Origin of the sequence: Halococcus dombrowskii (genome assembly GCF_022870485.1) — an archaeon.
Taxonomy (GTDB): domain Archaea; phylum Halobacteriota; class Halobacteria; order Halobacteriales; family Halococcaceae; genus Halococcus; species Halococcus morrhuae.
Genome location: NZ_CP095005.1, coordinates 749114 through 761262, shown reverse-complemented (window position 1 = coordinate 761262; position 12149 = coordinate 749114). Strand labels below are relative to the sequence as shown.

Below are 12149 nucleotides of genomic sequence, written 5' to 3'. Positions count from 1 at the left end.
GGTGGAAAAACGTATCGGCCGTCGTTAGCTCAGCGTGACGTCGCCGTCGTCGGTGTAGTCACCGTCACCGTTGTTGTCGTACTCGGCGGCGAGCGTGAGACCCGGAATCGAGATCTCGTTGACCGCCTGGTAGTGAGCCCGGATCGTCGCGTTCTGGAGGACGATCCCCGGGTTCGACGCGTTCGAGAAGTCAAGCGTCTTCGGACCACCCGTCGCGCTATCGACGCCTTCCTGACGCTGTTCGCCCGTCGATGGGGCGACCTGCTTGAACGAGTCGCTGTATTTCGCGTTCTCCTCGTCGATCAACAGTCCGTTGAACGTTGACGAACTGGCCTGAAGCTTGGTCTGTTTGACGAGGAGTGAATCCGCCGTCACGGTGTCCGTCGAAGTGATCACGATACGCGCGTTACCGCCGATGGCCGGCACGTCCTCGAGCTCCTTGGCGAGTTCGAGGCCGTCGATCTCGACCGAGGAGAACTCCGCGGTCGCCACCGGGACGCCCTCGCGCTCGCTCGTGTCGCTCACGCCCGGATAGAGGTACAGGTCGTCGCCCCGGAGCTCGTCGGCCTTGATCGTGAACCCGCCGATGCCGCTGATCGGTGCGGCGAAGGCCATGCCGCTGCTCACGATGAGCATCGCCACGAGCGCGACGACGCCGAACGACACCGCCGTCCCCTTCGCCAAGACTTTCTTATCGTACATGGTGTATCACCTGTTGTCGAGTGCGACGCCCGAACGGTGTGTGCCGGCAACCCACCGCCATCGGTGGCTCCCCGCGTGTGCGGCCGAGGGACGCCCGCGTGGAGGCTTCCGCATCGCGTCGACGTCCCACGCTACGACACCGTCCATGACACCCGTACTAACCATACCCATGCCTGTGACTGTTCCCCCCGCTATACATGGTTGTTTATATAACAGTCGTTGCTGTCAAAGCGATGGCTGACCGAACGGCAAGGATCGAAAACCGAAAAGAACTGTGCGAACGGTCAGCGGGCGGCGGCCGCGACGCGCTCTTTCTCCTCTTTCTGGTTGACGGCGTACGTCTGGACGTCGTAGTTCGCCGCACCGGTGAGCTGCTCGGCGAGCGCCTCGTGGGCGTCGGTCGGCGACTTGAACGAGGCGCTGTGGGTCCCTTCGGCGATGAACTTGAGCGCCTGATCGACGCGGCGCTGGGGAGCGACGTCGACGGCCTGCGGGACCGAGATCCCGCCGTATTTCAGCCGGACGGTCTCCTCGCGCGGGGCGGCGTTCTCGACGGCGCTGACGAGCACCTGCACCGGGCTCTCCTCGGTGCGCTCGGCGATGAGATCGAAGGCGTTGCGCACGATACGGGTGGCCTGCTGTTTCTTGCCCGTGTTCTCGTCGGTCTGCATCAGCCGGTTGATGAGTCGCTCGACGATGGAGATCTCGCTCTTCTGGAACTGTTTGCCGGCATGACGACCCATCGTGTGCTCGACCGGCGTCACGGTGATGTAGCGCTCGGTGCTCGGATCGTCGTACTCGATCCCGGTCACGTCCCAGCGCTCGAACAGCTTCGCGCCGGTCGCTTCCTCAGCGCCGGCGGGCTGGTCGGGCTCGGGGGCGTCGGATTCGCTCATCGGACGGGTTTCTCCGCGTTACCGCGCACGAGTTCGATGAGCGAGACGCCGTTGACCTTCTCGACCTTGTAGTTCACCGCAGAGAGGTCGCCCATCGCACGACCCTTCGCGCCGCCGATGCCGGCGATCGTGACCTCGTCGTGCTCGTCGATGAAGCTGATTGCGCCGTCGCCCGGACAGAAGGCCGTGACCTGCTGGCCGTTCTTGATGAGCTGGACCCGCACGCACTTGCGGATCGCGGAGTTGGGCTGTTTGGCCTCGATGCCGACCTTCTCCAGAACGATGCCCCGACCCTGCGGCGCGCCTTCGAGCGCGTCGGTCTTCTCCTTCAGTCCGCGGGCGCGTCGGGCGTACTTCGAGTCGGACCACCGGTGATTTTGACGGTCCTTTTTGAGTTTCCGCGCAGCGTACTTGCCGTTGGCCATATACCCCTGCTATCCGATGGGCGCACTTATGCCTCCCGTTTCAGGCCGCCCCGAGCGCCGACGGGCGAGTTCCCCCAAATTGACTGATGAGTGAAAACGGTAGCGGTGGCGCGCGATGAATCCGGCCGGAGGCCGGAGAACGCGCGAGGTCTGCACGAGCGAAGTGAGTGCAGGCTCGTCAGAACGAAGTTCTGACGGTGGATGAGCGAGCGAAGTGAGCGATGCGAACGCAGCGAGCGAATCGGCTGGGGAGGCATGTGGGCTGTGCGGGGCGGTGCGGTTGCGGTCTTTCATTGTCGTCGGTTTTCGCAGCGTTGCGGTGGAACACCGAACGCAACCCAATTTCGGTGTTGCAGCAGAACTATAGCACGACCACTATCGAAATTCAAAAACAACCGATTCAGGCCAGTTCGATGTCGTCGATGTCGAACTGACGCTCCGCCAGCCGGCGAGCGGTCTCGATCGTCTCGCCGTCGCGGCCGATCGCGACGCCGGTGTCGGCTCGATCGACCTCGGCGTAGGCCACGGTCGAAGCGTTCTCACTGATCGTCACGTTGTGCACCACCGCGGGTGCGAGCGCGTTGGCGACGAACAGTTCGGCCGTGTCGGCGTTCTCGACGAGCGAAACCCGCTTGTCGAGCCGCTCTTCGACCTGCTCGACGGTCGTTCCGTCGGGGCCGATCGCGTCGCTCATCTCGCCGGTGGCCACCAGAAAGCAGACGCGGTCGTCGTCGACGAGGCAATCGACCGCGGTCGCGCCCGTGACGTCCTCGAACAGGGCGATGTGTCGGAGTGCGGTATCGGAAAGCGTGACGCGCATGGTGAGTGAAGTGTGGTTCGGCGGCGATGCGGGGCCGGGAGTCAGTCCGCGCGGCCGGAGCCGTCGGTCGTCGCGCCACCCATCCGCAGGTTGACGTCCCCGGTACCGAGCTTGATCGGCTTGCCGACGATGACGTTCTCGGTCACGCCGTCGAGATCGTCGACCTCGCCGTGGACCGCGGCGTCGAGCAGGTGGTTGACCGTCACCTCGAAGGCCGCGCGCGCGAGCACGGAGTTCTTGTTGCCCGAGATGCCGTGGCGGCCGATCGACTCGATCGTCCCCTCGGCGGTCATGATGTCCGCGACCAGCATGAGATGGCGGATGTTCACGTCGCCGAGCCCCTGCTCTTCGAGCGTGTTCATCGTCTCGTCGATGATCGTCTCGCGGGCGGCCTCGACACCCAGGTTTCGGTAGACCTCGTGGATGTTGTTGCAGGTCGTCCGCGAGGCGTCGACGCCCTCGATGTCGAGTACGTCGCCGAAGGCCGATCCCTCGGTGTAGAGGATGAACTCCTCACCGTCGTCGACATCCTCTTTGCGGATGACGACCCGCGATACCTCCTCGATGCCCTTGAAGACGATCTCGCGGAGTTCCTCGACCAGCTGGAGCAGGCGGCGATAGCTCGGCTCCGCGGGCCCGAACTCGATCGTCGTGCCCGTCTGCGTGACCTCCACGCCGAGCGAGTCCTCGATGATCTCGGCGACCGTCTCGGCCGAGATCATCCGCTCGTCCAGAGTCTGCTCGTTCAGGTTCACCTGGACGAGCATGTCGGCGACGTTCGTCGAGACGTCGCCGAGCGCCAGGATCCGCGTCGATTCGATGTTCCAGACGACCTCGTGGGCCTTCTCCCGGTTCTCGGCATGCTGGTCGTCGAGATACACCGTCATCATCGGCGTATCCGGCGTCTTCCGCGCGTCGACGAGCTCGATGAGCCTGGGCAGCCCCTGCGTGACGTCGATCTCGGCGACGCCCGCGTAGTGGAACGTGTTCATCGTCATCTGCGTTCCCGGCTCGCCGATCGACTGTGCCGAGACAGTTCCAACGGGATCGAGCGGTTCGACGCGCGTGTCGATATAGCGCGATTCGACGGCTTCGGCGATCGAGGCCGCCTGCTCGTCGGTGACGTCGCGCCCTTCGATGCTCTCGTACACCTCGTCCTTGAGCCGCTTCGGGAGATCCGTCCCCTCGACGGTGCGCTCGATCGCGTTCGTGATCTCAGTCATCGCCCACCTCCGGGACGTCGATCGGCGAACTCGGCCGATCGCGGTCCATGCGGTCGTCGGCGCTTTCCGAGAGGTTCGTCGCCTGCTCGCCGGCGAACTCCTCGCCCTCGTCCTCGAACTCCGCGGCGAGAACGCGATCGGCGATCTCGTCGACGTCGATCTCGTTGTCGTCGCTCGACGAGACCTTCACCGGACTCGTGTTGTCCTCGCCGAACTCGAACTGGACGATGTTGTCCGAGGTGTCCCGGACGGTGCCGTCGTACTGCGTTTCGAGCTCGGAGAGTGCGTTGATGAGGCGGCGCTGGAGATAGCCGGACTTCGAGGTTCGCACTGCGGTATCGACCAGCCCCTCACGACCGCCCATCGCGTGGAAGAAGAACTCCCGGGGCGTCAGCCCGCTGCGATAGGAGTCCTCGACGAAGCCGTGCGCCTCGGCCGAGAGATCGCCCGGCTTGAAGTGACTCAGCGTGCGACCCTCGTAACCGCGGTTGATGCGCTCGCCACGTACTGCCTGCTGGCCGACACAGGCGGCCATCTGCGTGAGGTTGAGCATCGAGCCACGCGCGCCCGACTCGGCCATGATGACCGCCGGGTTGTCGTCGTCGAAGTGCTCGTCGGCGATGTCACCCGCCGAGTCACGGGCCTTTCCGAGCGTCTGCATGATCTTCATCTCCAGGGTCTCGTCGACCGTCCGCCCGGGCAGCGATTCGAGATCGTCGTTCTCGTAGGTGTCGATGAGCTCCTGAACGCGCTCGTAGGCGTTGTCCATGCTCTCGTCGATCTGTGCCTCGGCGGCGTCGGAGATCGACTCGTCGTCGATACCGATCGAGAAGCCGAAGTGCATGATGGCGCGCATCGCCAGCGAGGCGACCTCGTTGATGAACACGCGGGCGCGCGTCTCGCTGTACTGCTTGACGATCGTATCGACGATCTCGCCGCCGAACGCGCCGACGGCGTCCTCGTCGATCGTGCCCTTGACGAGTGCGCCCTCGTCGATCATCACTGTGTCGCCCGTCGAACTCGTGAATTCGAGATCGAGCGCGCTCGGCAGCAGTTCGGAGAAGATCGTCCGGCCGGTCCAGTACGGTCTCCCCTGCTCGTCGTCGTCATCGGGCTCGGGCAGCGTGTCGACGCCCGTCGCGCGCAGCAGGTCGAGCGCCTGCGTTTCGTTGAACCGCGGCAGCCCACCCAACTCGGGATCGTCGTGAGTGAGGAGATAGGTGCCCGAAACGTGGTCCTGGATCGCACCGATGATGTTCTCGCCGAACCGCGGCGAGAGGATCTGTTCCTGGACGCGCATCAGCACGCGCGCCTCGGCACGCGCCTCCTCGTTCTGGAGGGCGTGCATGTTCATCTCGTCGCCGTCGAAGTCGGCGTTGTACGGTGGACAGACAGTGGTGTTCAGCCGGAACGTCTTGTACGGCATCACGACCACCTCGTGGGCCATGATCGACATCCGGTGGAGCGACGGCTGACGATTGAAGATCACGATGTCGCCATCGGAGAGATGGCGCTGGACCTGCCAGCCCGGCTCGATGCGCTCGGCGAGCTCCTCCTTCGCCTGATCGAGGATCTTCATCACCTTTCCGTCCGGTCGGATGACGCGGTTCGCGCCCGGATGCGCCTCGGAGCCGTTCCGGACGTACTGGCGCGCCTCCTCGATGTTCTGCTCGTTGACGTTCATCGTCTGGGTCATCTCGCGCGCGACCCGTTCGGGAACGCCGACCTCGTTCAGACTCAGTGTGGGGTCCGGCGAAATCACCGTTCTGGCCGAGAAGTTCACGCGCTTGCCCGACAGGCTCCCACGGAACCGGCCCTCTTTCCCTTTGAGCCGCTGAGAGAGCGTCTTCAGGGGTCGACCGGAGCGGTGACGGGCCGGCGGCGTGCCCGAGATCTCGTTGTCCATGAACGTCGTCACGTGGTACTGGAGCAGCTCCCAGAGGTCCTCGATGATGAGCTGGGGCGCACCCGCCTCACGGTTCTCCATGAACCGCTGATTGATGCGGATGATGTCGACCAGCTTGTGCGTGAGGTCGTCCTCGCTCCGCTGACCGTTGTCCAGCGTGATCGAGGGGCGTGCCGTCACCGGCGGCACCGGAAGCACGGTCAACACCATCCACTCGGGCCGCGAGCGCTCGGCGTTGATCCCGAGCACTTCGATGTCCTCGTCGGGGATGGCCTCGAACCAGTCACGGATGTCCGACGGCATCAGCTTGTTCAGGTCCTCCTCGGAGAGATCGACGTCGAGTGCGCGCTCGATCGCCTCCCGGCCCTCCTCGCGCGGGCGGAACTCCCCACCCAGAATGTCGTTGATCCGCGAGAGCTCGATATCCGTCGCGTCGGCGAGCTCCTGGGGCGAGGTCGCCGGCCGCTCTTCCTCCTCGTCGGGCTGCATCGCCTCGGCGATGAGCTGGGGATACTCGGCGGCGAGCACGTCTTGGACCTCGTAGTAGGTCGTCGGTTTTTCGTGCTGGACGTCGTACTGCTCCTCGCCGCAGTACGGACAGCGGTCGGCCTTCCGTGCCTGCCGGATCGCCGCCTTCGTCACGTCGTTGACGTCGTCGTCGAGATCGCGCGCCCGCTGGAGGCGCTCGGCGAACTCGTCGCGCTCGTGCTCGTCGAGCAGCAGGCGCGAGCACTCCCGGCAGGTCCCTCGGAGGAGCCGCCGGATGAGCTTCGTGAAGCCGACGTGGATGACGGGTGCGGCGAGCTCGATGTGGCCGAAGTGGCCGTTGCAGGAGCCCGAATGCTGCCCGCAGGTCTTACACTCCAGCCCGGGATCGATGACGCCCAATCGTGGGTCCATCAACCCCATGTCGATCGGGTAGCCGTCGTCGTCGTAGGTGTCGGCGGTGATGATCTTCGTCGCGCTCATGTCGCGATACTCCTCCGGGTTCATCAGCCCGAAGTCGATCGCGCCGATCTCTTTCGGTGTTGCGTTGGTACTCATGGTTGTCGTGATCTCAGACCGCGTCCAGCAGTTCGAGCCGCGGGGCGATGCCGAGCGCCTTCATCTCGTCGAGCAGGAGCTTGAACGCGTAGCTCATCTCGATCTCGTGGATGTCGGTCTCCTCGCCACAGTTCGGACAGTAGACGCGGCGCTGTTCGACGTTCTCGACCGCACTCATCCCACATTCGCCGCAGACGTAGATGAACTCCCTGTCGGACTCGTCGAGCAGGCGCTCCTTGAGCGCCATCGCCGCACCGTGCCCGATCAAGACGTCGCGCTCCATCTCGCCGACCCGGAGCCCACCCTCGCGGGCACGCCCCTCGGTCGGCTGGCGGGTGAGGACCTGGACCGGTCCCCGCGAACGGGCGTGGATCTTGTTCGAGACCATGTGGTAGAGTTTCTGATAGAAGATGGTCCCGACGAAGATCTCGGCGTCGATCTTCTCACCAGTGACGCCCGAATGCATGATCTCCTTGCCGCTCGAATCGAAACCGTGCTCTTCGAGCGACGAACGGAGCTCCTCCTCTTCTTCGCCGGTGAAGGCGGTCCCGTCGACGCGACGGCCTTCGAGCGAACCGACCTTGCCGCCGAGCATCTCCAGAACGTGACCGACCGTCATCCGCGAGGGCAGCGCGTGCGGGTTGACGATCAGGTCGGGGACGACACCCTCCTCGGTGAACGGCATGTCCTCCTGGGGTGCGATGTGGCCGACGACACCCTTCTGGCCGTGTCGGGAGGCGAACTTGTCGCCGAGTTCCGGTACTCGCTGGTCGCGCACGGAGACCTTCGAGAGCTTCGAACCGTCCTCGCCCTGCATCAGCGTCACCGTATCGACGATACCCGATTCGCCGCTGCGCATCGTCACGCTCGTCTCGCGGCGTTTCTGCGGGCTGAGACCGCCCATATCGTCCGGCTCTTCGAGGAATCGCGGCGGGCTCGTCTTCCCGAGCAGGACGGCGCTCTCGCCGACCTTCGTCTCGGGGTTCACCAACCCGTCCTCGTCGAGATGGGTGTAGGCCTCCTCGCCGTGTGCGCCGCGCACGTCGTCGTCGGGGATCTCGAAGCGATCCTCCTGACCGCCGGGATACCGACGTTCCTCGCCCTCGTAGGTACGGAAGAAATGCGAGCGCGCCAACGCGCGATCGACCGACCCCTCGTTGAGAACGAGCGCGTCCTCGATGTTGAACCCCTCGTAGCTCATGACGGCGACCACGAAGTTCTGGGCCGCCGGCCGGTCGTCGTAGCCGATCTGCTCGGTGGTCTGTGTTTTGACCATCGACAGCTGCGGGTAATGCAGCAGATGCTGGCGCGTGTCCGGGCGAATGCGATAGTTCGCCGACGGCAGCCCGAGCGACTGCTTGATCATCCCCGCACCCATCGTGATCCGGGGGGAGGCGTTGTGCTCGGGATACGGGATCATCCCCGCACCGATCCCGAAGATGAGCTGCGGATCGATCTCCAGATGCGTGTGATCCTCGGTGAGGTCCTCCTCGTCGACACCGACGAGGATGTCCTCCTCTTCCTCGGCGTCGATGAACTCGATATACCCTCGCTCGACGAGCTCCTCGAACTCGGTGTCGCCCTCGGTGAGTGACTCGACCTCCGATTCGGTGATGAGCGGCTCGCCGTCCTCGACGATGATCAGCGGTCGGCGGGCCCGTCCCGCGTCGGCGTTGATGATGACCTCGTTGGTCGTGTCCTTGACCGAGACGTTGACCGTCCGGCCGACGTCGCCGCGTCGGCGTGCCTGCCGGACCTGGGTCGCGAGCTGTTCGGGGTCGGCGTGCGTGCCGACCAGACTTCCGTTCACGTAGACTTTGGCGTCGCGTGCCTGGCTTTGGCTACTCATATCAGTCTCCCGCCGATGTGACGCCCTCGATACCGGGGATGCCGTCGACCCCCATCGAGGACAGTTCGCGTTTGAGTTCCCGTTCGTCGTCGACGTCCTGCGACAGCTCCATCGACTGCGCGAAGTTCTTCACCAGCCCACAGTTCGGGCCTTCGGGCGTCTCCGAGGGACAGATGCGCCCCCACTGCGTAGCGTGCAGGTCGCGTGCCTCGAAGTGTGGCTGACTCCGCGAGAGCGGGCTGCGGAGCCGCCGGAGATGCGAGAGGACGCCCATGTAGTCGGTGCGGTCGACGAGCTGGGACACGCCAGAACGCCCGCCGACCCAGTTGCCCGTCGCGATCGGATGCTCCAGGCGCTCGGTGAGAACGTCCGAACGAACGACCGTGTTGACCGAGAGCTGCCGATTGCGCATGTTCGCGCGCTCCAGCTGGTATTTCACGTCGCGCGCGAGCTTGTTGAGCGCCGTACGGAACAGGTCGGTCATCAGATCGCCCGACACCTTGAGGCGCTTGTTGGCGTAATGATCCTTGTCGTCGGCCTCGCGCCGGTCGAGCGCGAGCTCGAAACAGGCCTCGGCCATCCGACAGAGGTAGAACGCCTTGTTGATCCGGGTCTCCTCGTCGGGAACGCCCTCCTCGTGGAGATGCGGCAGCAGGTAGCGGTCGATCACGTAGTTCGCCCGCTTCAGCTGGTAGTTCTTCCCCTGGCCGGAGGCGACGCGCTCGCCGAGGGTCTCGATGGCCTCCTCTTCGGTCTGGACCTCGGCCATCTCTAGGTTTTCGAGCATGAACTTCACGACCTCGGGATCGTCGCTGACCCGATGGACGATCTCCTCGTCGGATTCGAGGCCGAGCGCGCGAACGAGAGTGACGAAGTCGATCGATCCCGAGACGCTCGGGAAGGAGACTTCGAGGAGCCCCTCACGATTTCGCTCGCAGAGCACGAGCGCGCGGTAGCCACGGCGCTGGCTGAACGTCTTGGCGACCTGGATCTCGTCGTCGTATTTCGTGTCGTACTCCGCGAGGATCTTGTTCGGCGCGAGGTCCTCGCTGGTCATCAGCACGCGCTCGGAGCCGTTGACGATGAAGTAACCACCGGGGTCGGCGGGATCCTCGCCGAGATCGATGAGCTCCTCGTCGCTCGCATCGGCGATGTTGCACTTGTCCGAGCCGACCATGATCGGCATGCGACCGATCTGGGTCTCGGTCGTGTCGACGACGCGCTCTTCTTCTTCCTCGCCGCCGACGACGACCGCCATCTCCATGAAGACGGGCGCGGCGTAGGTGATGTTCCGGAGGCGCGCTTCCTGGGGGTTGAGCCGTTCCTCGCTCCCGTCGGCCTCGCGGACGCGCGGCGTCACGACACGGACGTCGCCGAGTTCGACGAAGACGGGCTCTTCGCCCTCCTTGTCGCCGATGTCGGTGTCGATCGTCTCCTTCTCGTCGACGACCTGCTGCATGCCGCCGTTGAGAAAGGCGTTAAACGAGCTGAAATGGTGTTCTGCGAGCCGTTCACGGGAGAAATACTCCCTCGATATCGAGCGCCGTAGTTCCCTGTTCATTATTCGATGACGAGTCGATGGACCACCGCACGGTCGGTCGTTCGCGAGTCCCGTTCGATCCGGACGACGTCGCCGGTCGCCGCCTCGTCGGGCAGCGCCGGATCCGTCCGTTTGATCTTCGGAAGGTCGGTGCGACTGATGTCGTACTCCGCGAGCAGCGCGTCGATCTCGTCGTCGTCGATGAGGCGATGCTCGGGAACGAGTGTGTGTTGGCTGACCTCTACCATGTGTACCTATCCGGGGGAGAAGTTGCTATCACGAGAGACTACAGTCCATATATCACCGGCGAACTTAAGCATTGCTACCGACGACCCGAACGAGTCGCCGACAGCGCAGCAGTCGTGAGAGCCGCGCTTGCCCGGCCCGACGCGGCCATGGACTATAGCGCTTTGGGCCACCGTGGACGAGGTCGTTTGAAAACCCTTAAGTCCGTCTCCGGAGTACGGATGGTTGTTGCCCGGGTGGTGTAGTGGCCCATCATATCACCCTGTCACGGTGATGACGCGGGTTCAAATCCCGCCTCGGGCGCTTTCTGTCGGACACACGAACGGGGAGCGACGCAGCCGGAACGACCCGGGAACGTCGAATGCCGATCGTTTATGTGGTCCGGCATGAACTACACACCCAATGTACGAACTGCGGCAGCTGCGGCGCGCACTCGACGAACCGAAACTCTTCGTCCGTGAGCTGAACCGACTCTACTACACCCGTCTCAACAGCCGGGAGTACAACCCCGACGGCGTCGACGTCATGGCCGCCGACTGGGACAACCTCCTGCTTCTCGATGCCTGCCGATACGACGCCTTCGCCGCCCGTGCCGATCTACCCGGTCGGCTGGAGAAGCGGCGCTCGCGCTCATCGATGACCAGCGAGTTCTTCGCAGCCAACTTCGACGGGCGCGAGATGCACGACACGGTGTACGTGACTGCGACGCCAATGCTCTACTGGAATCGCAACCGGGGCGACGTCGAGGCGAGCTTCCACCGCGAGATCAACGTCTGGCGCGACGGTGGCTGGGACGAGGAGTTCAACACGGTCCGCCCCGAGACGGCCGCCGAACACGCCAAACGCGCCGCCGAGGAGTATCCCGACAAGCGTCTGTTCGTCCACTTCCTCCAGCCGCATTTCCCCGCGATCGGCCAGACGGGTCGCGAACATCCCGAGCTCAACGATCTGCGGGCGTGGGACGCCATCAACAGCGGCAGGCTCGATCTCCCCGATTCGGTGCTCCGGCGTGCGTTCGTCGAGAACCTCGATGCGATACTCCCGCACGTCGAGGACCTTCTCGAAACGCTCGGCGGCAAGACGGTCGTCACCGCCGATCACGGCCAGATGATCGGCGAGCGCTCGTTTCCGATCCCGTTCCGGGAGTACGGCCACCCGCCGGGCATCTACACCGACGAGCTGCTTTCGGTGCCGTGGCACGTCCACACCAACGGTCAACGCCGGGAGATCGTCGCGGAGGAACCCGAGCACGAGCCCGAACGCGGCGACGAGACGGAGCCGGCGGACATGGGCATGGACAACGACGTGGTGGCCGATCGGCTCGAAGATCTCGGCTACAAGATGTAACTCCCGATCCGATCGGGAACCGTATCGCGAACGAGCAGCGTCGTGTCCGTGAGCGTCAGCGGGGTGTTCGAGGATCCGTGGCGATCGGTGGAGGGAACGGTTCACGACTGCCGTTCGAACGGCTGCGTGTCGGTGCCGCGCGCAAAAACGG

General features: G+C 64.5%; 10 protein-coding genes and 1 tRNA gene. 2 read left to right on the top strand and 9 right to left on the bottom strand.

All coding sequences use genetic code 11. The features are described from left to right. Nucleotides 1-24 precede the first annotated feature (24 nt). The 9 genes from MUK72_RS04135 to MUK72_RS04095 form a co-directional block, all read right to left on the bottom strand. Nucleotides 25-702: a DUF6230 family protein gene (locus tag MUK72_RS04135; protein ID WP_004051587.1), complete on the bottom strand. Its 678-nt coding sequence runs from the start codon at nt 700-702 to the stop codon at nt 25-27. 284 nt (nt 703-986) lie between these two features. Beyond that, nucleotides 987-1598, bottom strand: coding sequence for a 30S ribosomal protein S7 (locus MUK72_RS04130; RefSeq protein WP_244704196.1), 612 nt, complete (start codon nt 1596-1598; stop codon nt 987-989). Further along, nucleotides 1595-2023, bottom strand: coding sequence for a 30S ribosomal protein S12 (locus MUK72_RS04125; protein WP_004051589.1), 429 nt, complete (start codon nt 2021-2023; stop codon nt 1595-1597). Before MUK72_RS04125 ends, MUK72_RS04130 begins: the two co-directional genes overlap by 4 nt. Nucleotides 2024-2423: 400 nt before the next feature. Continuing rightward, on the bottom strand, nt 2424-2843 hold the full coding sequence (locus tag MUK72_RS04120; protein WP_244704194.1) for a NusA-like transcription termination signal-binding factor: 420 nt from the start codon (nt 2841-2843) through the stop codon (nt 2424-2426). Between the two features lie 41 nt (nt 2844-2884). Continuing rightward, a complete protein-coding gene (gene rpoA2 / locus MUK72_RS04115; protein ID WP_244704192.1) occupies nt 2885-4066 on the bottom strand; it encodes a DNA-directed RNA polymerase subunit A'' in 1182 nt (393 codons plus the stop codon). Further along, complete coding sequence (locus MUK72_RS04110) at nt 4059-7016, bottom strand: DNA-directed RNA polymerase subunit A' (RefSeq protein WP_244704190.1); 2958 nt, start codon at nt 7014-7016, stop codon at nt 4059-4061. The genes rpoA2 and MUK72_RS04110 overlap by 8 nt, the downstream gene beginning before the upstream one ends. 13 nt (nt 7017-7029) lie before the next feature. Then, the gene (gene rpoB / locus MUK72_RS04105; protein WP_004051593.1) at nt 7030-8865 is read right to left on the bottom strand and encodes a DNA-directed RNA polymerase subunit B; all 1836 of its coding nucleotides are present in this window, start codon (nt 8863-8865) and stop codon (nt 7030-7032) included. A gap of 1 nt (nt 8866) precedes the next feature. Continuing rightward, complete coding sequence (locus MUK72_RS04100; protein WP_004051594.1) at nt 8867-10426, bottom strand: DNA-directed RNA polymerase subunit B''; 1560 nt, start codon at nt 10424-10426, stop codon at nt 8867-8869. Continuing rightward, nucleotides 10426-10653 carry a DNA-directed RNA polymerase subunit H gene (locus MUK72_RS04095; protein WP_004051595.1) on the bottom strand — a complete coding sequence of 76 codons (228 nt, stop codon included), beginning with the start codon at nt 10651-10653 and terminating at the stop codon, nt 10426-10428. The genes MUK72_RS04100 and MUK72_RS04095 overlap by 1 nt, the downstream gene beginning before the upstream one ends. Nucleotides 10654-10881: 228 nt before the next feature. On the opposite strand from MUK72_RS04095, the gene MUK72_RS04090 reads away from it, so the two are divergent. Together MUK72_RS04090 and MUK72_RS04085 are read left to right on the top strand one after the other, a co-directional pair. Next, a tRNA-Asp gene (locus tag MUK72_RS04090) sits at nt 10882-10954 on the top strand. 99 nt (nt 10955-11053) lie between these two features. Beyond that, nucleotides 11054-11998: an alkaline phosphatase family protein gene (locus MUK72_RS04085; RefSeq protein ID WP_244704188.1), complete on the top strand. Its 945-nt coding sequence runs from the start codon at nt 11054-11056 to the stop codon at nt 11996-11998. Nucleotides 11999-12149 lie beyond the last annotated feature (151 nt).

Excerpts from the sequence above, each read along its gene's own strand:
- MUK72_RS04100 (WP_004051594.1), bottom strand. The coding sequence starts at position 10,426 with ATGAACAGGGAACTACGGCGCTCGATATCGAGGGAGTATTTCTCCCGT.
- MUK72_RS04120 (WP_244704194.1), bottom strand. The coding sequence starts at position 2,843 with ATGCGCGTCACGCTTTCCGATACCGCACTCCGACACATCGCCCTGTTC.
- rpoA2 (WP_244704192.1), bottom strand. The coding sequence starts at position 4,066 with ATGACTGAGATCACGAACGCGATCGAGCGCACCGTCGAGGGGACGGAT.
- MUK72_RS04085 (WP_244704188.1), top strand. The coding sequence starts at position 11,054 with ATGTACGAACTGCGGCAGCTGCGGCGCGCACTCGACGAACCGAAACTC.
- MUK72_RS04125 (WP_004051589.1), bottom strand. The coding sequence starts at position 2,023 with ATGGCCAACGGCAAGTACGCTGCGCGGAAACTCAAAAAGGACCGTCAA.
- MUK72_RS04135 (WP_004051587.1), bottom strand. The coding sequence starts at position 702 with ATGTACGATAAGAAAGTCTTGGCGAAGGGGACGGCGGTGTCGTTCGGC.
- MUK72_RS04110 (WP_244704190.1), bottom strand. The coding sequence starts at position 7,016 with ATGAGTACCAACGCAACACCGAAAGAGATCGGCGCGATCGACTTCGGG.
- MUK72_RS04095 (WP_004051595.1), bottom strand. The coding sequence starts at position 10,653 with ATGGTAGAGGTCAGCCAACACACACTCGTTCCCGAGCATCGCCTCATC.
- MUK72_RS04130 (WP_244704196.1), bottom strand. The coding sequence starts at position 1,598 with ATGAGCGAATCCGACGCCCCCGAGCCCGACCAGCCCGCCGGCGCTGAG.
- rpoB (WP_004051593.1), bottom strand. The coding sequence starts at position 8,865 with ATGAGTAGCCAAAGCCAGGCACGCGACGCCAAAGTCTACGTGAACGGA.